Raw genomic sequence first — 23,549 nt, 5'->3', positions numbered from 1 at the left:
CATACCTGTCTTGCTGGTTGGGGGCGCGTGGGGGTGTCAGGTCGCTGCTACCGCCTGCACCGCCACGGCTTCGGCCACTTTGATGCCATCCACCCCCGCCGACAGGATGCCTCCGGCGTAGCCCGCACCTTCGCCCGCTGGGTAGAGGCCGCGCACGTTCAGGCTCTGAAAGTCCGCGCCGCGTGTGATGCGCAGTGGCGACGAGGTGCGGGTTTCCACGCCGGTCATCACCGCATCGGCCATGTCGTAGCCTTTGATTTTGCGGCCAAAGGCGGGCAGGGCTTCGCGCATGGCCTGTACGGCGTAGTCGGGCAGCACTTGGGCCAGATCGCCCAGTTTTACGCCGGGTTGGTACGAGGGTTGCACGGTGCCCCATAGTGTGGAGGCCCGCTGTGCCAGAAAGTCGCCCACCAGTTGGCCGGGGGCTTGGTAGTCGCAACCGCCGGCCTGGTAGGCCAGGCTCTCGAGCTGGCGTTGGAACACCACGCCCGCCAGTGGGTGGGTGCGGCCCTGCGCTTGCAGTTGTTGCGCTTCGTGTGCGTAGCGGGGGCCGTCCGTTTCGCCAAAGGCGGCTTGCCACGCGGCCACGTCTTGCGGGTAGTCCGGCGGGTCGATGCCGACCACCATGCCCGCATTGGCGTTGCGTTCGGCGCGGGAGTATTGGCTCATGCCGTTGGTGACGACGCGGCCCGGCTCGCTGGTGGCGGCCACCACGGTGCCGCCGGGGCACATGCAAAAGCTGTACACCGCGCGCCCGTTGTCGGCGTGGTGGACGAGCTTGTAGGCGGCTGCGCCCAGCAAGGGGTGGCCCGCGTGGCGGCCCCACAGCGCCTGGTCGATTACGCTTTGCGGGTGCTCGATGCGCACGCCGATGGAGAACGGCTTGGCCTCCAGGTACACGCCAGCATCGTGCAGCATGGCAAAGGTGTCGCGCGAGCTGTGGCCCAGCGCCAGCACCACGTGGCGGGCGGGCAGTTCGTAGGGCTGGCCGCTGGCCAGGTCTTGCACGCGCAACCCACGCAGGCGTTGCGCGGCAAAGTGTTCTGGCGCGTTGCCTTGGGTGTCGGGTTCCAGCAGCACCCCGGTCACCCGTTGCTGAAAACGGATTTCGCCGCCCAGTTCGGTGATGCGCGCGCGCAAAGCCTCCACCACCTTCACCAGCTTGAAAGTGCCGATGTGGGGGTGCGCCATGTACAAAATTTCGGGCGGCGCACCGGCGGCCACAAATTCTTCCATCACTTTGCGGCCCAGAAAACGCGGGTCTTTGATTTGGCTGTACAGCTTGCCATCGGAGAACAAGCCCGCGCCCCCTTCGCCAAACTGCACGTTGCTTTCGGGGGTCAGCACTTTCTTGCGCCACAGGCCCCAAGTGTCCTTGGTGCGTTGGCGCACGGGCTGGCCCCGTTCCAGCACGATGGGCTTGAGGCCCATCTGCGCCAGTGCCAGTGCCGCAAAGATGCCGCACGGGCCAAACCCCACCACCACAGGGCGCGCGGCAGCGTCGGCGGGCCAATCGGCTGGGGCGTGAGCGGGTGCGCACCACGCCATGTCGGGCGTGCGCTGGATGTGCGGGTTCTTGGCGTGACGCGCCAGCAGTTCGGCTTCTTGGGCGGGTTCGGTCAGCGTCACGTCGCAGATGAAGACGGCGCGCAACTCGGCCTTGCGCGCGTCAAAACTGCGTTTGAACACGTGCAGGTCGGCCACCGCGTCTTCGGCCACGCCCAACGCTTGCGCGGCCAGTGCGTGCAGGTCGGCCACCGGGTGGGGGGCTGGGGCGCGGTCGGCTTCGGTTTCGGTGGGTGCGTCGGCGGCGCGGCGTACCTCCACGGGCAGGGCGGACAGGGGCAACTTGAGTTCAGCGATTCGGATCATGGCAGCAGCAGGCCCGTGGTGATCGGGCAAGGAAGGGCAGGGGTCAAACAGGCAAATGCGCGCGGGGGCCGGGATTGTACGGCGCCCCTGCGTGTGGCCAAGGGCGTCAGGTGGGCAGGTAGCCTTCGACCGAGAGGTAACGCTCGCCGGTGTCGTAGTTGAAGCCCAGCACGCGGCTGCCAGCGGGCAGTTCGGGCAGTTTTTGTGCGATAGCGGCCAGCGTGGCGCCCGACGAGATGCCGACCAGCAGGCCTTCCTCGCGTGCGCTGCGGCGGCCATATTCGCGTGCGTCCTCGGCGTCCACGGTGATGACGCCATCGAGCAGGCTGGTGTCGAGGTTCTGGGGCACAAAACCCGCGCCGATGCCCTGAATAGGGTGGGGGGCCGCTTTGCCGCCTGAAATCACGGGCGATGCCGCTGGTTCTACCGCAAACACTTGGAGTTGTGGCCACGCCGCTTTGAGCACACGCGCCACGCCACTGAGGTGGCCACCCGTGCCCACGCCGGTGATGAGCACGTCCAGCCCTTCGGGGAAGTCGGCCAGAATCTCTTGCGCCGTGGTGCGCACGTGGGCTTCGAGGTTGGACGGGTTTTCAAACTGTTGTGGAATCCACGCGCCGGGGGTTTGGGCCGCCAGTTCTTGGGCGCGCTCAATCGCACCTTTCATGCCTTTTTCGCGCGGGGTCAGGTCAAATTGTGCGCCGTAGGCCAGCATCAGGCGGCGGCGTTCCACGCTCATGCTGTCGGGCATGACCAAAATCAGGCGGTAGCCTTTGACGGCGGCCACCATCGCCAGCCCGATGCCGGTGTTGCCCGAGGTGGGTTCGATGATGGTGCCGCCCGCTGGCAAGGCACCGCTGCGTTCTGCGTCTTCTACCATGGCCAGTGCAATGCGGTCTTTGATGGAGCCGCCGGGGTTGCCGCGCTCGGACTTGATCCAGACCTCGGCGCCGGGGTGCTGCGCAAACAGGCGGTTCATGCGCACGTGCGGGGTGCGGCCGATGGTGTCCAGGATGTTGTTGGCTTTCATGGGGGGTCTCCGTGTCGGTGTGGCAAGGGCTTGCAAACCCCGCATTGTGGCGCATGGCAAAGTCCCAAAAAGGCATTTGTTTATGCCACCCGCTGTGCTGGCATGATGTGGCCCCATGCAAGAGATTCTTTTTCCATTTGTGGGTGGGCTGGGGCTGTTCCTCATCGGCATGATGCTGCTGTCGGACGGGCTGGTGGCCTTTGGTGGCACGGCCATGAAGCAGGCGCTGTCGCGCTTTACCGGTACGCCGGGCAAGGCGTTCACGTCGGGGGCGCTGGCCACCATGCTGGTGCAGTCGTCCAGCGCCACCACGGTCACGCTGATTGGTTTTGTCAGCGCGGGGTTGATCACGTTCTCGCAGGCCATCGGGGTGCTGATCGGGGCCAGCCTGGGCAACACCGCCACCGGCTGGATCGTGGCTGGGCTGGGCCTGAAGGTAAACCTGGGCTTCTACACGCTGCCGCTGGTGGGCTGCGGCGCCATGCTCAAGCTCATGGGCAAGGGCCGCGCGCAGGACTTGGGCCTGGCCATGGCCGGCTTTGGCCTGATGTTCGTTGGCCTCAACACGCTGCAGGACGGCATGCGCGGGCTGGCGTCGGTGTTCAACCTGGCCACGTTGCCCACGGGGGGTTACGCTGCCAGCATCACCACCATGCTGATCGGGCTGGCGCTGACGGCCATTCTGCAGTCCTCCACCGCCGCCATTGCCACCACGCTGACGGCGCTGCACACCCAGACCATCAATTTTGACCAGGCCGCCGCGCTGGTGGTGGGCGCGGCCATTGGCACCACGCTCACCGGGGCGCTGGTCACCATAGGCGGCACGCTGTACGCCAAGCGCACCGCGCTGGCCTACATCCTGTTCAACGCGGTGGCCGGGGTGCTGGCCATTGCGCTGTTGCCGGCCTTCTTCTGGGTCATCCACTGGCTGATGCTGCACGCCGGGCTGGATGCCGGGGCCACCAGCCTGGCCATGTTCCACACCCTGTTCATTGCGGTGGGGGTGGTGCTGTTCCTGCCGTTTGTGCCGCAGTTTGCCGCGCTGGTGGAGCGCATCCTGCCCGAAAACGCCGCTCCCACGCTGACCCAGCGCCTGGACGCTTCCATGCTCTCCATCCCCGCCGTGGCGCTGGAGGCCACGCAGCGCGCGCTGGAGCACAGCACTGCCGAGCTGCTGGCGCTGTACGGCGGCATGTTGTCGGGCACTGCGGCCACCGAGCGCCAGCAGCAGCTGCACCAGCTGGCGCAGGCGCTGCACGAGGCCTACGGCTTCGTCAGCCGCATCGAGCTGCCCGCCGGCGACCGCGCCAGCGCCAACCAGCGCATGGCACAGATGCACGCCATCGACCACCTGCTGCGCTTTCGCACCCGGCTGGAGGACTTGAGCCACGCCCAGATCGACCTGACCGAACCCGCCTACCAGTGGGCGCTGCAAGACAGCCGCCAGATTCTGGAGCTGGCCCAGCGCGGCCTGCGCGAGCAGCAGCTGGCGCCCCACCTGGCGCAACTCGAACTCAACGCCGTGGGCCTGACCGGCCTGTCGCGCCAGGTGCGCCACGACTTGCTGGACGGTACCGCCGCGTCGCCCCAAAACGCGGCACAGGTGCTGGCCAAAACCGACACCTACCGCTGGCTGGAGCGCACCGGCCACCACATTTGGCGCATCTGTTTCCATTTGGCACAGGGCCGCCACGCGCTGGGGCCGCACGGCGTGTCCGACACGCCCGAAGTGCGCCACCCGCCTGGCCAGGTGTGAGGTCTGGCAAGTGGCACGCTGCGCAGGTAGTGGTTTTCCCTAATAGGGGGGTTGGATAGCGTATGCTGGTTTGCAACGCATTTCACAACCAAGGGAAAGCCGATGCAAAAGAGGGAAAAATCCACCACCATGAGCAGCAACACCGTACCTGCGAGCCTCAACCGCGCCAAGCGGCAGGAGACGCCGTTCCTCAACTGCACCATGGCGTTCGAGTGCAGCGCCGATTGGCACCAGCTGACCCCAACAAACCTTGAGGACGTGCGGCACTGTGCGATCTGTGACAAAAATGTTTATTTTTGCACCGTCCAAGCAGAGTTGGACGCCCATGCCGCTCAAGGGCATTGCGTGGCATTTCAAGCGACACCCACACGGCAACGGCTGGGAAGCATCAGGATGGACACACAAAAACCGGTAGATAGAGAAAAACTCAGGCAATTCATCGACAGTCTTTGATTCATTCGAACATGACTATGCTTCTTTGCTGAAATTTATTCGTTATTAATATTGATGTTATTAAATGAGTAAAAATTTACCATCAATTTTTTCTTCAAGTGATGCCCCGCTGGCCACGGTCAATGGTGGTCAGCGCATTGCCACCCGCATGGCGGAAAACCTGCTGAGTGTGGCACGCACCCAAGAACAGGCACTGGCAGCCCAACGGCGTTACCACATTGGCGATTACGAATTCCGCGAAGCCGACCACGCGCAGATACAACGCTGGGCGCGGATGTTGGGGATGGAGCCGGAGCAGGTGGTGGAGGTGTTGGCAAGCAGCCAAAAAGAGCAACCATTTGCAGGTATCACTACAACGTTTGACATTGAAGATGGTCGTATCGTTTCCCTCGTGTGGGACTTTGCCATTTTGCCCTTGACCGACTGGGCATGGATACGTGGTTTGCAGGTTGAGCGCTTGGCCATCCTGAATGCCCCCCAAGAACCACTGCCACGGTTGCCCGAATGTCTGTGCGAATTGATTTGTGAGGACAACCCTATTACCAGTCTGACCCTCACCAACGTACCACTACTGAAAAAACTTAATTGCAGAGAGAACCGTCTAACGGAACTAGATTTGACACTCGTGCCAATGTTGCAGGTGCTCTGGTGTGAAGACAACCAACTAACCGCACTGGATTTGAGACATGTACCGAGGTTGGAATTTCTCCTTTGTTGCTGTAACCAACTGGCTGACCTAGATCTGTCACCGGTGCCCAGGTTAGATACGTTAGCCTATAGCAACAATAAACTGGCTGCATTGTGCCTGAAACTCATGCCGGAGTTGCAGTTTCTACAGTGCGACCGCAACCGACTGACGGAACTGGATTTGACGCCAGTACCTGGGTTGCAATGCCTCAGTTGTCGCCGCAATCAACTAACCTCACTGGATTTGACTCCAGTACCCTTGCTGGAAGATCTCTACTGCAGCATGAACCAACTAACCGAGCTGGACTTGACACCAGTGCCAAGGCTACAAAACCTCTGGTGCAACATGAACCAACTAACCGAGCTGGACTTGACACCAGTGCCAAGGCTACAAAACCTCTGGTGTGATGCTTCCCTGAACATCACAGGAGCCCCTCCCAATTTGAATATATACCGCGTATGAACCATCACCCCTGGATCCTCCTCGACACCGAAACCAACGGCATCAAGGCACCGATCTACGTGGTGGAGATCGGCGCGCAAAAGATGAACGGCTGGCTGCCCGATGGCCCGCCATTTCGGCGCTTGCTCAACCACAACGCCGACATTCCGCCCGAAGCCTCGCGCGTCAACGGTTACACGCGCGAAATTCTGGAGCGCGACGGCGACGACCCGCTGGCGGTGTACCAAGACTTTGCCGCCTACGTGGGCGATGCGCCCTTGGTGGCCTACAACCTGCCGTTTGATTTGGATCGGGTGCTACTGCCCGAGTGGCAACGCTTGAATATCGCCCCCATAGGCCAGCGCGGTTTCTGTGCGCTGGAATTGGCGCGGCGGCTGCTTGACCCGGTGCCTGCGGGCAACTGCAAGCTGCAAACCCTGCGCCAGTTCTACCGCCTGCCCGAGCGTGGCGCACACACCGCGCTGGGCGACGTAGAAACCGTGGTCGATTTGCTCGACCAAGTGCTGTGCCCGCTGGCGGAGGCACGCGGCCTGCACACCTGGGCCGATCTGCAGGTGTTCACCGAAGCGCCTTGGTTTCCCTCGCTGATTGCGTTTGGCAAGTTCAAGGGCCGCAACTTCCGCGAAGCCGCCACCGACCGCGAATTGCACGGCTGGTTGCAGTGGCTGGCCGGTTCCACCAACGCCCGCAGTGCCAGCATGGGCCAGTGGTATCTGGCGCAACTGGCGTCCGATGCGCCGCCACAAGCCGCCGTGGGCGTGGCGGACAACAGCAATGGCACCGCCGACGCGGTGGCGCAAGCGGGCAGCGCCGTGGTGCTGTACCTGTCGCCACAAAAAGCCGAGGTGCAGCAGCTCATCACCGCCGCCCGCAACCGGCTGGCCGAACTGGAGGCCGACTACACCGCACAGAAGCACGCCGTGGACGTGACGCTGGCACGGTTGTTCCAGGCGCTGCGGCCCTACTACCAGCGCCGCGACCAGCTGCACCTGAGCATCGACTTCCGCCGCAAATACCTGGATGTGCTGATGCAGGCCGGGGACGATGAGGCCGACGAAGTGGCACAGGCGCACGCGCAAGCCCGCCAGCAATCTGACGCGGAATACGCACAGGCCGCCGAGCAAGCCGCCACCAAGCAGGCCTTGACCGACGAGCAGGCCCAGGAAATCCAGACTATCTGGCGCAAGCTGGTGCGGATGTTCCACCCCGACCGCTGCATGGACGACCCCGAAAAACGTCGGGCCCACGAATGGCTGACCTCGGAAATCAACCAGGCCCGCGACCGGGGCGACATTGAGCCCCTGCGCGAGATTGCCCAAAACCCCGACGCATTCCTGCTCAAGCACGGCATGGCCCTGCTGGCCCAAGACGATTCCAGCGACGTGGTGCGGTTGCGTACACTGCTGGACGCATTGCAGCAGCGCGTTCTGGAAACGCTGGAAGCACTCAACAACTTGCGTGAAACGCCGGGTTACGAACTGCACCAGCGCATCGAGCAGGACGCGGCATTTTTTGCCACCACCGTGGCGCAACACATCGACATGCTGGAGCTTGAAATGGCCGACCTGCAAGCCGAGGCCGACCGCTTGGCGCAGGAGATCGAGGGGCTCAGTGGCACTGGGCCAATCATCACCGATTGAATCGACCAAAAGGGCGCAACGCCACATCGGTGATAATCCCCCCTGTGAAGCCTGCCAGACCGCCGCTGGTGCAAGCGCCGAAAGGCCGCACTGGAGGAACGTCCGGACTGCACAGGACAGCGCAGGAGCTAACGGCTCCCCACCGCGAGGTGAGGATCAGAGCAACAGAGACGAGTCTCCAGGAACCATCCGCCTTTGGCGGCAGGAGCCTGGGGGGTGAAACGGGCAATCTCTGCGCGCAGCAACACCAAGTAGGCCAGCGTCGATGTGGTTCCGCAGAGCTGGCGGGTAGGTGGCACCGAGCCACTGGGGCGACCCGTGGCCCAGATGAATGGCGGTCACGTTGCGGGCAACCGCAGCGCACAGAATCCGGCGTACCGGCAGACTTCACACTTTTCCATCTACCGATCGCCGGCTCAGGGTCAGGCGATCACCAAAAAGTCCGATGCTTGAAGTGAGGGCTGACCTGTCAGCACCGCAAATTGCACCGCAGCTGCGCTGCCTGTGCCGTCAGTGTCGTAGTACAGTTTGCCACTGGCTTGGTCGTACAAAATGCGATCTTCCTTGTCGTTCGCCATGTTGCCAAATTCCAAGCGAGTGGCGGCCAATGCTGCACCTGTTCCAGTACCCGTGACACCAAGAGCCTTGAAAACGTCATCGTCAAGAGCGATCTTGTCTGAACCACTGGCAAAACCCACGATTTCGTCAACATTGCCAGTGACCAAGGCTTTGTCGAACACTAGCACATCGTTACCTGCGCCGCCGTTCAGGGTGTCATTGCCTGCGCCGCCGTTCAGGGTGTCATTGCCTGCGCCGCCGTTCAGGGTGTCATTGCCTGCGCCGCCGTTCAGGGTGTCATTGCCTGCGCCGCCGTCCAGTTGGTTCTTGCCCGTATTGCCCGTCAGCTTGTCTGCCAACGCTGAACCAGTCAGATTTTCAATGTTCTTGAGTGTGTCTCGACCGCTGTTGCCTGTAGCTTGTGCCGCCGTGCTGGCCAGATTGACGGTCACGCCGGTCTTTTCTGCTCCAGTGCCAAACAGGTAACTTACGGTATCTGTACCGGCACCGCCATTCATGACGTTGTTGCCCTTACCTGCGTAAATGACGTTGGCCAGATCGTTACCGGTCAGGTTCGCTGCTGTTGCATTGCCAATCTGTCCGTTTTCGATGTTGGCACTCAGTGTGTAGGCCGAAAGAGAGCTGATCACCAGATCGTTGCCGCCGGTGGCACTGCTTTCGATGACCTGATCCTTGGTGTTGTCCACGTAATAAGTGTCATCGCCATCGCCACCTTCCATCGTATCTGCGCCTAGGCCTCCATCCAGGGAATCTGCCCCAGATGTGCCTTCCACAAGATTCGACAGTGTACTTTCAGTTTCTATGGTAATGGCGTAGAGGCCGTTGGCGTAACCTTGGCCGCCATGGCCATCCGAAACGACGATGTAGTAGTCACCACTGGTGGGCAGGGTTGCTGTCAACTGCCCATTCTTTGTGAATGTGGCAGTATTGATGTTAATGCCGTTCGCATTTTTAATTTCTACTTTGATACCCTTTCCGTTCGTTATGCCGTGGGGGTGGATGAAGTCGAGGGTAAAGACACCGCCGCCGTCCGTGACAGGGATTTTGAAGTAGTCTGTATCGCGATCTGTGAGTGTTCCACTGATCTTGGCTCCCGGAACAATGGTACTGACGCCATCGGCGAGGGTGGCGATTGCATTGTTAGCGTTATCTGGCTTGCTTTCTCCATCGTAGGCGGTGTTGGGCTCACGAGACAGAGATGTGTTGATGGAGTAGATGCCTTCTGCGTAACCTTGGCCGCCATGGCCATCCGAAACGACGATGTAGTAGTCACCACTGGTGGGCAGGGTTGCTGTCAACTGCCCATTCTTTGTGAATGTGGCAGTATTGATGTTAATGCCGTTCGCATTTTTAATTTCTACTTTGATACCCTTTCCGTTCGTTATGCCGTGGGGGTGGATGAAGTCGAGGGTAAAGACACCGCCGCCGTCCGTGACAGGGATTTTGAAGTAGTCTGTATCATAATTCGTGAGGCTGCCATCAAGCGTTGTGTTCAGTGAACCCAAGGTGGCGGTCAGGGTGTTTTGGTTGCTGTCGATTTCTGGCACAGTCATCTCCATGGTTGAAAACAATCGTATATCTTACAATATAATTATTGATATAAATAAAACTAATATGATAAATAATGTCTTGAAAAATATTTTTGCCTAGTGTTTTTTAATCAAATTTTTTATTTCTTCAAAATTCCCAGACTTGATTCTTGCTACAACCGGCGTGTTTTGGTTGCCCCAGCGACTGAAGCAGGCGGCTTACAGTGCGTAAAAGTCAGCGTTGAGTGGCCGTTTATGCTGTGGCCTTCCGTTGTTTGAAAGGGTGGGCTGGCCGTGATCCGTGTTTCCAACAAATTGCTGTGGCTGCTGTTGCCGGCGCTGCTGGCGCTGGGCGCCTACACCGTGTGGCAACGCTGGCAACATGCCGGGCCGGGGCCGGGCTTTGTCAGCGGCAATGGGCGGCTGGAGGCGACCGAGATCGACATCGCTACCAAAACCGCTGGCCGCTTGACCGAATTGCTGGTGGCCGAAGGCGATTGGGTGCAGGCCGGGCAACCGTTGGCCCGCATGCAAACCGACACCTTGCAGGCCCAGCGCGACGAAGCCGTGGCCAACGTGCAACGTGCGCGCCAGGCGGTGCTGGTGGCACAGGCCCAAGTGGCCTTGCGCGAAAGCGACCACCAAGCGGCACTGGCCGCCGTGGTGCAGCGCAACAGCGAGCTGGATGCGGCGCAGCGCCGCTTGCAACGCTCGCAGGCGCTGGCGCAAGAAGGTGCCACCTCCGCACAAGAACTGGACGACGACCGCGCCCGCGTGCGCAACCTGCAAGCCGTGTTGCGCGCCGCCCAGGCCCAAGCCGCCGCCGCCCAGCAGGGCATTGCCGCCGCCCGTATCCAGGTGGACAGCGCCCAGACCGGCATCACGGCGGCGCAGGCCACGCTGGCGCGCATCGACGTGGAGCTGGCCGACACCGAACTCAAGGCCCCGCGCGCGGGCCGGGTGCAATTTGTGGTGGCCCAAGCGGGCGAGGTGCTGGGCGCGGGCGGCAAGGTGCTCAACCTGGTCGATCTGTCCGATGTGTCCATGACCTTCTTTCTGCCCGAAACCGTGGCGGGCCAGGTGGCGCTGGGCAGCGAGGTGCGCCTGGTGCTGGACGCTGCACCCCAGTCCCCCATACCTGCGCAAGTGAGCTTTGTGGCCAGCACCGCCCAATTCACGCCCAAAACGGTGGAAACCGCCAGCGAACGGCAAAAGCTCATGTTCCGCGTCAAGGCGCGCATTGCCCCTGAACTGCTGCAACAGCACCCCGAGCGCGTCAAGACCGGCTTGCCCGGCGTGGCGTGGCTCAAGCTGGACCCGCAAGCCGCGTGGCCCGAGGCCCTGGCCGCCAAGGACTGGCCGTGACCCCGCCCGCCGTGGCCGCTGCACCGCCGCCGGTGGCGCGTTTGCAGCAGGTGGCGTTGCGCTACGGCAGCACCATCGCGCTGGACGGCGTGACGCTGGACATTCCCGCTGGCCGCATGGTGGGCCTGATGGGGCCGGACGGTGTGGGCAAATCCAGCTTGCTGGCGCTGCTGGCCGGGGCACGTGCCCTGCAACAGGGGCAGGTGCACGTGCTGGGGGGCGACATGGCCCAGCGCCAGCACCGGCAGGCTGTGTGCCCGCGCATCGCCTACATGCCGCAAGGCTTGGGCAAGAACCTGTACCCCACCTTGTCGGTGGAAGAAAACCTGCAATTCTTTGCCCGCTTGTTTGGCCACAACGCCGCCCAACGCCGCCAGCGCATCGACCAGCTCACGCAGCGCACCGGGTTGCACCCGTTTTTGCACCGTCTGGCGGGCAAGCTCTCGGGTGGCATGAAGCAAAAGCTGGGCCTGTGCTGTGCGCTCATCCACGACCCCGACCTGCTGATTCTGGACGAACCCACCACCGGCGTGGACCCGCTGGCACGCGCACAGTTCTGGGCTTTGATTGCCGACATCCGCCGCCAGCGCCCCGGCATGAGCGTGCTGGTGGCCACCGCCTACATGGACGAGGCCCAAGGCTTCGACTGGCTGGTGGCGCTCGACGATGGCCGCGTACTGGCCACCGGCAGCCCCGCCGAATTGCTGGCGCGCACCCAAACCACGGGGCTGGAGGCCGCTTTCATCGCCTTGCTGCCCGCCGCCAAGCGCCAAGGCCACCAGCCCGTGACCGTGCCGCCGCTGGCCGATGGGGGTGAATACCCCATTGCCATCGAGGCCGAAGGCCTGACCATGCGGTTTGACGATTTCGTGGCCGTCGATCACGTCAGCTTCCAGATCCGGCGCGGTGAAATCTTTGGCTTCCTGGGCTCCAACGGCTGCGGCAAATCCACCACCATGAAAATGCTGACCGGCCTGCTGCCCGCCACCGAAGGTCAGGCGCGGCTGTTTGGCCACACGGTCGATCCGCACGACATGGCCACGCGCCGCCGCGTGGGCTACATGTCGCAAGGCTTCTCGCTGTACGCTGAACTCAGCGTGACCCAAAACCTGGTGCTGCACGCGCGCCTGTTCCATGTGCCCGAAGCCGAAGTACCTGCCCGCGTGCAGGCGATGGTGCAGCGTTTTGGCCTGCAAGACGTGGTGGACAGCCTGCCCGAGCAGTTGCCACTTGGCATGCGGCAACGCCTGTCGCTGGCGGTGGCGATGGTGCACCGCCCCGAGCTGCTGATACTGGATGAACCCACTTCGGGCGTGGACCCGATTGCACGCGACAACTTCTGGCGCTTGATGATCGAACTGGCGCGGCAGGACCAGGTCACCATCTTCATTTCCACCCACTTCATGAACGAGGCCGAACGCTGCGACCGCATCTCGCTCATGCACGCGGGCCGGGTGCTGGCCAGTGACACGCCAGCGGCACTGGTGGCCCGGCGCGGCGTGGCCACGCTGGAAGAGGCTTTCATCGACCACCTGCGCGAAGCCGGTGGCGGCGATGTGCCCACCCCTGCGCCGCAAGCCTTGGTGGATGCTGCTCCTGTGACTCAAACCGATGGTGCCGTGGCGCACACAATGCTGTCGCCCGTCGCCCCTGATGCCGAGGCCGCAGTTGTATCCTGGTTTACCCGCCTGCGCCGCAGTCTGGCGCGCATCCACAGCTACCAGTGGCGCGAGGCACTGGAACTGCGCCGCGACCCGGTGCGCGCCACGCTGGCGCTGCTGGGTTCGGTGCTGTTGATGTTCGTGATGGGCTACGGCATCAGCATGGATGTGGAAAACCTGCGCTACGCCGTGCTCGATCGCGACCAAACCAGCTTGAGCCGCCACTACACGCATAACCTGGCCGGTTCGCGCTATTTCACCGAACAACCCCCCATTGCCGACGATGCAGAGATGGACCGCCGCCTGCGCAGCGGCGACATTTCCTTGGCATTGGAGATACCGCCCGGCTTTGCGCGCGACGTGCTGCACGGGCGCAATGTGCAGATCGGGGCTTGGATCGACGGGGCCATGCCCCAGCGCGCCGAGACCGTGCATGGCTACGTGCAAGGCATGCACCAGCACTGGCTGGCGCAACAGGCGCTCGAACGCACCGGCCAGGTGGCGCGCCCACTGGCTGAGATCGAAACCCGCTACCGTTACAACCCCGATGTCAAAAGCCTGCCCGCGATGGTGCCCGCCGTCATTCCGCTGCTGTTGCTGATGCTGCCCGCCATGCTCACCGCGCTGGCGGTGGTGCGCGAGAAAGAACTCGGCTCCATCATCAACCTGTACGTCACCCCCGTCACCCGCACCGAATTCTTGCTGGGCAAGCAACTGCCCTACATCGCGCTGGCCATGCTCAACTACCTGACGATGTGCGCCTTGGCCGTCACGGCATTTGGCGTGCCCATGACCGGCAGTTTTGCCACCCTGAGCGTGGCCGCACTGCTGTACGCCATTTGCGCCACCGGCATGGGCCTGCTGGCCTCCACCTTGACCAAGAGCCAGATTGCCGCCATCTTTTTTGCCATGATCGGCACCCTCATCCCGGCGGTGCAGTTTGCGGGCCTGATCAACCCTGTGTCGTCGCTGGAAGGCGTGGGGCGTTGGATCGGGGACATTTACCCCGCCACCTATATGTTGCTCATCAGCCGTGGCGTGTTCAGCAAGGCGCTCGACTTGGCCGATGTGCAGGCCGCGCTCTGGCCCATGCTGCTGGCCATTCCGGTGATTCTGGGGCTGGCCATTGCCCTGCTCAAAAAACAGGAGGTTTGAAGCGTGCGCCACCTGGTCAACATCTACCGCCTGGGCATCAAGGAGCTGTGGAGCCTGTGGCGCGACCCCATGATGCTGGTGCTCATCGTCTACACCTTCACCGTGGCCGTGTACACCGCCGGCACCGCCATGCCCGAGACCCTGCACCGCGCCCCCATTGCGGTGGTGGACGAGGACGACTCCACCCTGTCGCAACGCATTCTGGGTGCGTTCTACCCGCCCAGCTTCAACCCGCCGGTGCGCATCGGCCACGCCGAGGTCGATCCGGGCCTGGACGCCGGCCGCTACACGCTGGTGCTGGTGATTCCGCCCAACTTCCAGCGCGACGTGCTGGCCGGGCGCACGCCAGCGGTGCAACTCAACATCGATGCCACCCGCATGAGCCAGGCCTTTGCGGGCAACAACTACGTGCAGCAGATCGTGCTGGGCGAGGTCAACGAATTCGTGCAGCGCCACCGCAGCACCGCCACGTCAGCGGTCGATCTGGCGGTGCGCATGCGCTTCAACCCGTCGCTGACCCCGGTGTGGTTTGGCTCGCTGATGGAACTGGTCAACCTCGTCACCATGCTGTCCATCATCCTGACCGGTGCGGCGCTGATCCGCGAGCGCGAACACGGTACGGTGGAACACCTGCTGGTCATGCCCGTGACCCCGACCGAAATCATGCTGGCCAAAGTCTGGTCGATGGCGCTGGTGGTGTTGCTGGCGGCAGCGGCCTCGCTCAACGGCGTGATCCGGGGCGTGTTGCAAGTGCCGATTGACGGTTCGCTGTGGCTGTTTTTTGCTGGAGTGGCCTTGCACCTGTTTGCCACCACCTCGATGGGCATTTTTCTGGCCACGCTGGCGCGCAGCATGCCGCAGTTTGGCCTGCTGATGGTGCTGGTGATGATGCCGCTGCAAATGCTCTCGGGCGGCGTGACCCCGCGCGAAAGCATGCCGCTGTGGGTGCAGTGGGTGATGGCGCTGGCTCCCACCACCCATTTCACCGAAATGAGCCAGGCCATCCTGTACCGGGGTGCTGGGCTGGACGTGGTCTGGAGCTCGTGTGTGGCGCTGGCACTGATTGGCGCGGTGCTGTTTGCGGTATCGCTGGCCCGCTTTCGCAAAACCATTGGCCTGTTGGCGTAGGCCAACCCATTGGTTAGACTGTATTTTTTAGGATACGTTGCTACACTTGTGCCATGAACAGCATCCAGACCACCGCAGTGTTCGACACCTGGTACGACGCGCTGCGGGATCGCATGGCCAAAGCCAGCATCCAAGCGCGTATCCGCCGGGCCGAACTGGGCAACTTGGGCGATTGCAAGCCCGTGGGGCATGGAGCTGGTGATTTTGCTGGCTGGTGGCGATAAATCCACCCAACCCCACGACATCAAAACCGCGCTCGAATTAGCACAACAACTTTAAGGAGCCCGCACCATGACGCTGAAAACCCGCAAATGGGACGTAGTGGAACACCTCAAAACCGAGGAGGATATGGCGCTGTACCTGCAAGCCTGCCTGAACGAAGCGCCTGACGATGCCGCCTTCATCGCTGCGGCGTTGGGCGACATTGCCAAGGCCCGTGGCATGACCCAGTTGGCGCGCGACACCGGCCTGGGCCGCGAAAGCCTGTACAAAGCCTTATCGGGGCAAGGCAACCCCAGTTTTGGCACCATCCTCAAGGTGATACACGCCCTGGGCTTGCGCTTGGAAGCCCATCCCGGCGCGCACACCGCAGCACACGCCTGACCACCAGCCCCTCCCACCACAGTAGCCCTCCCGTGAGCCTGATCCAAGAACTGAACGCCGCCCGAACCGAAGAAGACGTCAAAGATGCCTACATCAAGGCCCTGGGCCTGAAAAAATACAGCAAAGGGCTGGTGGACATCCAGGCCGAAGAAATTTGGTTCGAGGCCAAAGAGGCCGCCACCTCCCCAGTGCTGATGTTTGCCCAGTTGCTGTTCTACGTGCGCGACGCGCGCAAGCAAGGCGAGCACATCCCGCCGTTTTTGGCCGTGATTGACCGCGAAAAAGCCGCCATCATGGAAACCGCCAAGGCCTTGCCCATTTTGGCCGACAAGGCCATCAAATGGCCCAAGTCCGCCTCGGCGGTGGACAGGGGCGTGGCGGCGCAGGTGGCCCCTTACATCGAGACCCATTTCGTGGTCTACAAAATCGACAGCCACGAAAAAGAATTCGTCGCCGCCGTCAAGCACGCCCTCCAGGCGGGCCAATTGGTGCGCACCCCCATCACGCCCGACAACCTGCGCCAGGTGTTTGACAAGTGGGTCACGATGGTGGGGCAGGAATTGGAAGGTGTGGCCGAAACCGACTACGCCCTGCTGTTCTTTGCCGACATCATGCACGATGGCACCAAAGCCGCCATCGCCAATTTGCCCGCGCGGCTGCTGCACGAAGGCGACCGGCCCTTGTTCCTGCTGGATGGCACCACCTACGAACTCTCCAGCGAAAAAGGCTACCGCAACTTCTGGGCCATCTACCACCGCCCACCGGACGAGGAACACCGCGCCTACCTGCTGGAACGCCGTGACAGCCTGCTGCCCTTGGACGAACGCAGCTTCAAAGGCGCGTACTACACGCCGTTGCACATCGTGGACAAAGCCTACGACCAACTGGCGCAACTGCTGGGCAAGAACTGGCAGCAGAAATACATCGTGTGGGACATGTGCTGCGGCGTGGGCAACCTGGAGGTCAAGCACTCCAACCACCGCAACATCTACATGAGCACGCTGGATCAGGCCGACATCGACGTGATGCGTGCCAGCCGCACCTGCGTGGCCGCCACCAAGTTCCAGTACGACTACCTCAACGATGACGTGGACGATTTTGGCCAAATCGACTACACGCGCAGCAACAAGGTACCGCTGGAACTGCGCCAAGCCATTGCCGATGCCAAGGTGAAAAAGAAGGGTGCCAAGAAAATCCTGGTGCTCATCAACCCGCCGTATGGCGAAGCCGCCAACTCCCAAGGCAACGCGGGCAAGACCAATATCGCCAAGACAGCCGTCGGTGCCGATATGGGGCACTTGGGCTACGCCGCCCGCGAACTGTTTGTGCAATTCCTCGTGCGGATTCAGCGTGAAATACCCAACGCTGTCGTGGCGATGTTCAGTAAACTCAAGTACGTCAACGCCCCCAACTTTGCCCAGTTCCGTGAGAAGTGGCGGGCCAAATATCTGGGCGGTTTCGTCGTACACAGCAAGGCCTTCGATGGCCTGAATGGCAACTTCCCTATCGGCTTTTTGGTCTGGGACACCAGCAAAAAAACACGGCTTAGCGCCATCGAAACCACCGCGCTGGACAAGGACGGCAACGCCTTGGGCCGAAAGTCCTTCCACAACCTGCCCAATGCGCTCTTCTTGAGCGAATGGATGCCGCGCCTCAAGAAAAATGACGTGGACGCGGTGCCGCTCATCAACGCCGTCACCCCCACCACCAAGACCGAGCACGTGCGTAACACCAAGTGGTCAAACGGCGCGATTGGGCATTTCTTCTGCAACGGCAACGACTTCCAGAACGCGGGCACCATGACCGCCGTGTTCTCCTCGGTGCATTCCATCGGCCACGCCGGGGGCTACTTCATCACCCCGGACAACCTCTGGCAAGCCGCCGTCGTGTTTGCGGTGCGCCGCCTCATCCGCCCCACTTGGCTCAACGACCGCGACCAGTTCCTGCAACCCACCTGCGAACTGCCCGCCGCATTCAAGACCGACTGCCTGGTCTGGATGCTGTTCAACGGCTCCAACCTCTCCGCCGGTGCCGATGGCTTGGTGTGGAACGGCAAGCCGTGGTCACTGGTCAACCACTTCATCCCCTTCACCGAGGAAGAAGTCGCCGCATCGGGCCGTTTCCAGTCCGACTTCATGGCCGCTTACCTCAAAAAGCTCAAGCCCTCCAAAGAGGCGCGGCAAGTGCTGGACGAAGGCCGCAAACTTTGGACGACCTACCACTCCACCCGTTTTGAGAAAAAAATCCGCGATACCTTTAAGCTCAATCGCCCGGATGCTGGCTGGTACCAAATCCGCAAAGCCCTCGAAGCCAACAGCGACACCCACCCCATCGACTTCGACCCCTTCAAGACCGCTTACGATGCCCTCAGCCAAAAACTGCGCCCGCAAGTGTACGAATACGGCTTCCTGCGGCAGTAACCGGGGGGCTGATGGGCAGGGCTACGCCTCCGCCACCGGATGCAGCCCGTGTTGTGCAATGCGTTGCAGAATGTCCACCATAGTGGCGCGTGCTTGCTCGGTGTCGTATTGCGTTTGCAGGTTGATCCAGCTTTGCGCATCTGTGCCGAAGTAGGCACCCAGCCGCAACGCCGTGTCCACCGTGATGCCGCGCAAGCCCTTCACAATCTCGTTGATGCGGCGCGGCGGTACGCCAATGGCCTTGGCCAGTGCGTACTGGCTCAGACCCAGCGGCTTGAGCCAGTCCTCCAGCAAAATCACGCCGGGGTGTGTCAGGGGTACTTCTCGCAACATGTGTGCGTCCTTTCAGTGGTAGTCCACGATGGCCACATCGTGTGCGTGCCCGTTGCGCCACACAAAGCAGATGCGCCACTGGTCGTTGATGCGGATGCTGTGCTGGCCCTTGCGGTCGCCCTTGAGGGCCTCCAGCTTGTTGCCCGGTGGAATTCGCAAAAACTCCAGCTCCACAGCGGCGCTGAGTTGTTGCAGCTTGCGCATGGCCACGCTCTCAAAATTCACAAACCGCTTCACGCGCTTACCTTGAAAGAGGGCTTCGGTATCGGTGCAGCAGAAATTCAAAATCATGCTGCAATATTAACGGCTATCGTTAATAGCATCAACCATCGGTGTACTGTCTTGGCGGTTCTGCGGTCGATCGCTCTGTCCAAGCTTGATCCAAAGCAAAAACCCGCTGAACAAGGTGCTCAGCGGGTTTTTTTGAATCTGGTCGGAATGAGAGGATTCGAACCTCCGACCCCTTCGTCCCGAACGAAGTGCGCTACCAGGCTGCGCTACATTCCGATGTGCAATGTCAGGAGCGTCGCTCCAGCAGTGCAGACGCTAATTGTACCAAAGCTTTTGACCATTGGTTGACCGGCAACGCCAAAGCGGCGTCCACCGCGCGTTGCGCCTCGGCCTGCGCGGTGCGGCGGGCGTCGCTCAGGCCACCGCAGCTGCGCACAATCTGGATGATGTCGTCCAGCCGCTCGGTGTTGCCCTGTTCGATCGCATCGCGTATCACCTCGGCCTGCGCCGGGGTGCAGTGGCGCAGGGTGCAGATCAGCGGCAGCGTCATCTTGCCTTCGCGCAGGTCGTCGCCCAGGTTCTTGCCCAGTTCGGTAGCGTTGCCTTCGTAGTCCAGCACATCGTCCACCACCTGGAACGCCGCACCCAGCGCCTGGCCGTAGTCGGCGCAGCGCGCCTCTAGCTCGGCATCGGCCCCGGCCAGAATGGCCGCCAGGCGCGCGCTGGCCTCGAACAGCTTGGCCGTCTTGGCGCGGATCACGCGCAGGTAGCCCGCCTCGTCCAGCGTGGCGTCGTGCATGTTCATCAACTGCCACACCTCGCCTTCGGCAATCACATTGGTGGCCTCGGCCAGCACGTCCAGAATGCGCAGGTCGCCTGGCGCCACCATCATCTGGAAGGCGCGGGTGTATAAAAAGTCGCCCACCAGCACACTGGCGGCGTTGCCAAACACCTCGTTGGCGGTGGAGCGGCCCCGGCGCAGGGTGGACTCGTCCACCACGTCGTCGTGCAGCAGCGTGGCGGTGTGGATGAACTCCACCACCGCCGCCATGCTGTGGCGCTGCGGGTGCTCGCAGTCCAGCGCGCCGCACATCAGCAGCAGCAGGGCGGGGCGCACGCGCTTGCCGCCAGCGCTGATGATGTAGCGCGCGACCTGGCCGATCAGCTCGACCTCGCTGTGGAGGCGCTCCTGGATGACGCGGTCAACCTCGCGCATGTCGGCGCCGACCAGCGACAGGGCTTGCAAAGTGGGGTTGGATTCTGGACTCAAGGTGTGCATGCCGGTTGTTTGGTGGGGATTATAGAAACGCGCTCCCCACGCCCGCTGACGGGGCAATTTATAATTGCTGTACCGAGGAGCGTTGCAACCCCGGCGCTGGTGTTTGCCTTATGGCCACCACGCAGGCGGTGAGGCTCGGCCAGCCTGACGCGGCACGCGCAGGCCACAGACAACGGCGCTCGCCCACCCCTTGCTGGTGCGCGTGCGTGTGTTGCAAATGCCCAGCGTGGGGTGGTGGTTCACTTTTTTGTCACGGAGTCACCCCCATGAATGCGCCGCTCGTCCATCTTGCCCCCGCCGACTGCGCTATTGCCGACATTGCACTGGCCGCCTGGGGCCGCAAGGAAATCAAGATTGCCGAAACCGAGATGCCCGGTCTGATGGCCATCCGCGAGGAATTCGCGGCCCAGCAGCCGCTCAAGGGCGCACGCATCACCGGCTCGTTGCACATGACGATCCAGACCGCCGTGCTGATCGAGACCCTGCAAGCCCTGGGCGCGCAAGTGCGCTGGGCCTCGTGCAACATCTTCAGCACGCAAGACCACGCCGCCGCCGCCATTGCCGCTGCGGGCACGCCGGTGTTCGCCATCAAGGGCGAAACCCTGACCGATTACTGGGACTACACCCACCGCATCTTTGAATTCGGCGCCGCCGGCACCGAAGGCGAAGGCCCCAACATGATCCTGGACGACGGCGGCGACGCCACGCTGCTGATGCACCTGGGCAAGCAAGCCGAGACCAACCCGTCGCTGGTCGCTGGCAACGGCGGCAGCGAAGAAGAGCGCGTGTTGTTCGCCGCCATCCGCAACAAGCTGGCGCAAGACCCGACCTGGTACAGCCGCAAGGGTGCGCAGATCATTGGCGTGACCGAGGAAACCACCACCGGTGTCCACCGCCTCAAGGAAATGAGTGCCAAGGGCACGCTGCTGTTCCGTGCCATCAACGTCAACGACTCGGTCACCAAATCCAAGTTCGACAACCTGTACGGCTGCCGCGAATCGCTGGTGGATGGCATCAAGCGCGCTACCGACGTGATGATCGCAGGCAAAGTGGCTGTGGTGGCGGGTTACGGCGACGTGGGCAAAGGTTCGGCCCAAGCCCTGCGCGCTTTGAGTGCCCAAGTGTGGGTGACCGAGATCGACCCCATCAACGCGCTGCAAGCCGCGATGGAAGGCTACAAGGTCGTGACGATGGAATACGCTGCCGACAAGGCCGACATCTTCGTCACCGCCACCGGCAACAAGAACGTTATCACCTACGCCCACATGGCCGCCATGAAAGACCAGGCCATCGTGTGCAACATCGGCCACTTTGACAACGAGATCGATGTGGCCTCGCTGGAAGACAAGTGCCAGTGGGAAGAAATCAAGCCGCAGGTCGATCACGTGATCTTTGAAGATGGCAAGAAGATCATCCTGCTGGCCAAGGGCCGCCTGGTCAATCTGGGCTGCGCCACGGGCCATCCCAGCTTTGTGATGTCGTCGAGCTTTGCCAACCAGACCATTGCCCAGATCGAGCTGTTTTGCCACCCCGACGGCTACGACGCGGGCAAGGTGTACGTGCTGCCCAAGCACCTGGACGAGAAAGTGGCGCGCCTGCACCTGAAGAAAGTCGGTGCCATGCTGACCGAACTCAGCGACGAGCAAGCCGCCTACATTGGCGTGCCCAAGCAAGGCCCGTACAAGCCCGACACCTACCGCTACTGATACCCCGTGCGCGCCGACCAGTTGCTCACCGAACGCGGTTTGGCCGCGTCACGCTCGCAAGCACAACGCCTGATTGCCGCTGGCGTGCGCTGGCGGCTGGGCGGTGCCGCACCGTGGAAAACCGTGGCCAAGAACGGTGACGATCTGCCGCTGAGCGCCGAGCTGGAATTGGTGGACGCCGCCGAGTCGCGCTATGTCTCGCGCGGTGGCCTCAAGCTCGAAGGTGCGCTGCGCGCCAGCGGCCTCAGCCCCAACGGCTGGCGCTGCCTGGATGTGGGGCAAAGCACCGGCGGCTTTACCGACGTGCTGTTGCAACACGGTGCCGCCAGCGTGCTGGGTGTGGACGTGGGCCAGGGCCAGTTGCACCCGCGCGTGGCGCAAGACCCCCGCGTGCAGGCGCTGGAAAAGCTCAATGCGCGCCAACTCAGCTTTGAGCGGCTGCTGCAAGCCGGGGCCGCGCCGGAGCGCATTGGCGCCGGGTTTGAGCTGGTGGTGGGCGATCTGTCCTTCATCTCGCTCACGCTGGTGCTGCCGGCGCTGGCACCGCTGCTGGCCCCCGGCGGGCAGCTGCTGATGCTGGTCAAGCCCCAGTTCGAGCTGCAACCCGAGCACATCGGCAAGGGCGGGCTGGTGAAAGACCCCGCCTGCTACCCCCAGGTGGAACAACGCCTGCGCCGCGCCTGCGCCGAAGCGGGGCTGCTGGTGCGTGGCTGGTTCGACTCCCCCATTGCCGGTGGCGACGGCAACCGCGAATTTTTTGTCTGGGCCAGCCGCATGGCGGCCTGAAGCAACCCCTACACAAGGAGCACCCGCATGAGTGCCCAAATTCCCCTCAGTTTTGAATTCTTTCCGCCCAAGACCCCCGAGGGCACGGCCAAGCTGCGCGCCACGCGCCAGCAGCTCTACGCGCTCCAGCCCGAGTTTTGCTCTGTGACGTTTGGCGCCGGTGGTTCCACCCAGGAAGGTACCTTCGCCACCGTGGCCGAGATCCTGGCCGAAGGTGTGCCCGCCGCGTCGCACTTCTCGTGCATTGGCGCCACCCGCGACACCGTGCGCCAGCAACTCGTCACCCTGCGCGACATGGGTGTGCAACGCCTGGTGGCCCTGCGCGGCGACCTGCCCAGCGGTTATGGCCTGGGCGGTGAGTTCCAGTACGCCAGCGACCTGGTGGCCTTCATCCGCGCCGAGTTTGGCGACGCTTTCTTCATCGAAGTGGCGGCCTACCCCGAGTTCCACCCGCAGGCGCGCTCGCCGCAGGACGACCTGCAAGCCTTTGCCACCAAAGTCAAGGCGGGGGCCAATTCGGCCATCACGCAGTATTTCTACAACACCGACGCCTACTTCCGCTTTGTGGACGACGCCTACCAGCTGGGCGTGGACATTCCGGTGGTGCCGGGTATCATGCCCATCACCAGCTCGGCGCAGCTGCTGCGCTTCTCGGACGCGTGCGGGGCCGAGATCCCGCGCTGGATCCGCCTGCGTCTGCAAGCCTATGGCGACGACATAGCTTCCATCCGCGCCTTTGGGCTGGAAGTGGTGACGGATTTGTGCGATCAACTGCGCACCGCGGGCGTGCCGGGCCTGCATTTCTACACCATGAACCAGAGCGGCCCGACGCTGGAAATTGTCAAGAACCTGGGTTTGCTGTAGATTGCAGGG

19 protein-coding genes, 1 tRNA gene, 1 other RNA gene and 1 riboswitch are annotated in these 23,549 nt (G+C 62.5%); of the genes, 14 read left to right on the top strand and 7 right to left on the bottom strand.

Annotation, left to right across the window (positions count from 1 at the left end; genetic code table 11):
- Window positions 1–36 precede the first annotated feature (36 nt).
- Complete coding sequence (locus tag CON76_RS01830; protein ID WP_101101494.1) at window positions 37–1,872, bottom strand: NAD(P)/FAD-dependent oxidoreductase; 1,836 nt, start codon at window positions 1,870–1,872, stop codon at window positions 37–39.
- 106 nt (window positions 1,873–1,978) lie between these two features.
- Window positions 1,979–2,902: a cysteine synthase A gene (gene cysK / locus CON76_RS01825; RefSeq protein WP_101101492.1), complete on the bottom strand. Its 924-nt coding sequence runs from the start codon at window positions 2,900–2,902 to the stop codon at window positions 1,979–1,981.
- Between the two features lie 115 nt (window positions 2,903–3,017).
- Between cysK and CON76_RS01820 the strand changes: the two genes are divergently transcribed.
- The 5 genes from CON76_RS01820 (at window position 3,018) to rnpB (ending at window position 8,294) form a co-directional block, all read left to right on the top strand.
- A complete protein-coding gene (locus CON76_RS01820; protein ID WP_101101490.1) occupies window positions 3,018–4,658 on the top strand; it encodes a Na/Pi cotransporter family protein in 1,641 nt (546 codons plus the stop codon).
- Window positions 4,659–4,787: 129 nt separating this feature from the next.
- A complete protein-coding gene (locus tag CON76_RS01815; protein ID WP_145995300.1) occupies window positions 4,788–5,111 on the top strand; it encodes a hypothetical protein in 324 nt (107 codons plus the stop codon).
- A gap of 64 nt (window positions 5,112–5,175) precedes the next feature.
- The gene (locus CON76_RS01810) at window positions 5,176–6,261 is read left to right on the top strand and encodes a leucine-rich repeat domain-containing protein (protein WP_145995299.1); all 1,086 of its coding nucleotides are present in this window, start codon (window positions 5,176–5,178) and stop codon (window positions 6,259–6,261) included.
- Window positions 6,258–7,901: an exonuclease domain-containing protein gene (locus CON76_RS01805; protein WP_101101484.1), complete on the top strand. Its 1,644-nt coding sequence runs from the start codon at window positions 6,258–6,260 to the stop codon at window positions 7,899–7,901. The genes CON76_RS01810 and CON76_RS01805 overlap by 4 nt, the downstream gene beginning before the upstream one ends.
- A gap of 46 nt (window positions 7,902–7,947) precedes the next feature.
- Window positions 7,948–8,294, top strand: an RNA gene (rnpB, locus tag CON76_RS01800) — RNase P RNA component class A.
- A 29-nt stretch (window positions 8,295–8,323) separates the two neighbouring features.
- Here rnpB and CON76_RS13660 read toward each other — a convergent pair.
- Window positions 8,324–10,027: a calcium-binding protein gene (locus CON76_RS13660; protein ID WP_205758158.1), complete on the bottom strand. Its 1,704-nt coding sequence runs from the start codon at window positions 10,025–10,027 to the stop codon at window positions 8,324–8,326.
- Window positions 10,028–10,297: 270 nt separating this feature from the next.
- Here CON76_RS13660 and CON76_RS01790 point away from each other — a divergent pair, with 270 nt between their 5' ends.
- The 6 genes from CON76_RS01790 to CON76_RS01765 all read left to right on the top strand — a co-directional run bounded on the left by CON76_RS01790 (window position 10,298) and on the right by CON76_RS01765 (window position 18,341).
- Window positions 10,298–11,374: an HlyD family secretion protein gene (locus CON76_RS01790; RefSeq protein WP_420812882.1), complete on the top strand. Its 1,077-nt coding sequence runs from the start codon at window positions 10,298–10,300 to the stop codon at window positions 11,372–11,374.
- Complete coding sequence (gene rbbA, locus CON76_RS01785; RefSeq protein ID WP_101101545.1) at window positions 11,371–14,190, top strand: ribosome-associated ATPase/putative transporter RbbA; 2,820 nt, start codon at window positions 11,371–11,373, stop codon at window positions 14,188–14,190. Before CON76_RS01790 ends, rbbA begins: the two co-directional genes overlap by 4 nt.
- Window positions 14,191–14,193: 3 nt before the next feature.
- Window positions 14,194–15,318 carry an ABC transporter permease gene (locus CON76_RS01780; RefSeq protein ID WP_101101480.1) on the top strand — a complete coding sequence of 375 codons (1,125 nt, stop codon included), beginning with the start codon at window positions 14,194–14,196 and terminating at the stop codon, window positions 15,316–15,318.
- A 53-nt stretch (window positions 15,319–15,371) separates the two neighbouring features.
- Complete coding sequence (locus CON76_RS01775; protein ID WP_476703312.1) at window positions 15,372–15,542, top strand: hypothetical protein; 171 nt, start codon at window positions 15,372–15,374, stop codon at window positions 15,540–15,542.
- Between the two features lie 67 nt (window positions 15,543–15,609).
- Window positions 15,610–15,921: an addiction module antidote protein gene (locus tag CON76_RS01770; protein WP_101101478.1), complete on the top strand. Its 312-nt coding sequence runs from the start codon at window positions 15,610–15,612 to the stop codon at window positions 15,919–15,921.
- Window positions 15,922–15,953: 32 nt separating this feature from the next.
- Window positions 15,954–18,341 carry a hypothetical protein gene (locus CON76_RS01765; RefSeq protein WP_101101476.1) on the top strand — a complete coding sequence of 796 codons (2,388 nt, stop codon included), beginning with the start codon at window positions 15,954–15,956 and terminating at the stop codon, window positions 18,339–18,341.
- Window positions 18,342–18,362: 21 nt separating this feature from the next.
- Here CON76_RS01765 and CON76_RS01760 read toward each other — a convergent pair whose 3' ends face one another.
- The 4 genes from CON76_RS01760 to CON76_RS01745 all read right to left on the bottom strand — a co-directional run bounded on the left by CON76_RS01760 (window position 18,363) and on the right by CON76_RS01745 (window position 20,175).
- Window positions 18,363–18,674, bottom strand: coding sequence for a HigA family addiction module antitoxin (locus CON76_RS01760; protein ID WP_101101474.1), 312 nt, complete (start codon window positions 18,672–18,674; stop codon window positions 18,363–18,365).
- Between the two features lie 12 nt (window positions 18,675–18,686).
- Window positions 18,687–18,965, bottom strand: coding sequence for a type II toxin-antitoxin system RelE/ParE family toxin (locus CON76_RS01755; protein ID WP_101101472.1), 279 nt, complete (start codon window positions 18,963–18,965; stop codon window positions 18,687–18,689).
- Between the two features lie 139 nt (window positions 18,966–19,104).
- A tRNA-Pro gene (locus CON76_RS01750) sits at window positions 19,105–19,181 on the bottom strand.
- A 10-nt stretch (window positions 19,182–19,191) separates the two neighbouring features.
- Window positions 19,192–20,175, bottom strand: coding sequence for a polyprenyl synthetase family protein (locus CON76_RS01745; RefSeq protein WP_420812879.1), 984 nt, complete (start codon window positions 20,173–20,175; stop codon window positions 19,192–19,194).
- A gap of 77 nt (window positions 20,176–20,252) precedes the next feature.
- Window positions 20,253–20,372, top strand: a riboswitch (S-adenosyl-L-homocysteine riboswitch).
- A 78-nt stretch (window positions 20,373–20,450) separates the two neighbouring features.
- Here CON76_RS01745 and ahcY point away from each other — a divergent pair.
- From ahcY to metF, 3 genes are read left to right on the top strand one after another with little or no spacing between them, the layout of a single operon-like run.
- On the top strand, window positions 20,451–21,890 hold the full coding sequence (gene ahcY / locus CON76_RS01740) for an adenosylhomocysteinase (RefSeq protein WP_101101470.1): 1,440 nt from the start codon (window positions 20,451–20,453) through the stop codon (window positions 21,888–21,890).
- 6 nt (window positions 21,891–21,896) lie between these two features.
- Window positions 21,897–22,676, top strand: a complete 780-nt coding sequence (locus CON76_RS01735; protein ID WP_101101468.1) for a TlyA family RNA methyltransferase — start codon at window positions 21,897–21,899, stop codon at window positions 22,674–22,676.
- Between the two features lie 27 nt (window positions 22,677–22,703).
- Window positions 22,704–23,540 carry a methylenetetrahydrofolate reductase [NAD(P)H] gene (metF, locus tag CON76_RS01730; RefSeq protein WP_101101466.1) on the top strand — a complete coding sequence of 279 codons (837 nt, stop codon included), beginning with the start codon at window positions 22,704–22,706 and terminating at the stop codon, window positions 23,538–23,540.
- Window positions 23,541–23,549 lie beyond the last annotated feature (9 nt).

Origin of the sequence: Macromonas bipunctata, assembly GCF_002837135.1 — a bacterium.
GTDB lineage: Bacteria > Pseudomonadota > Gammaproteobacteria > Burkholderiales > Burkholderiaceae_C > Macromonas_A > Macromonas_A bipunctata.
This window is presented reverse-complemented; position numbering and strand designations above follow the sequence as displayed.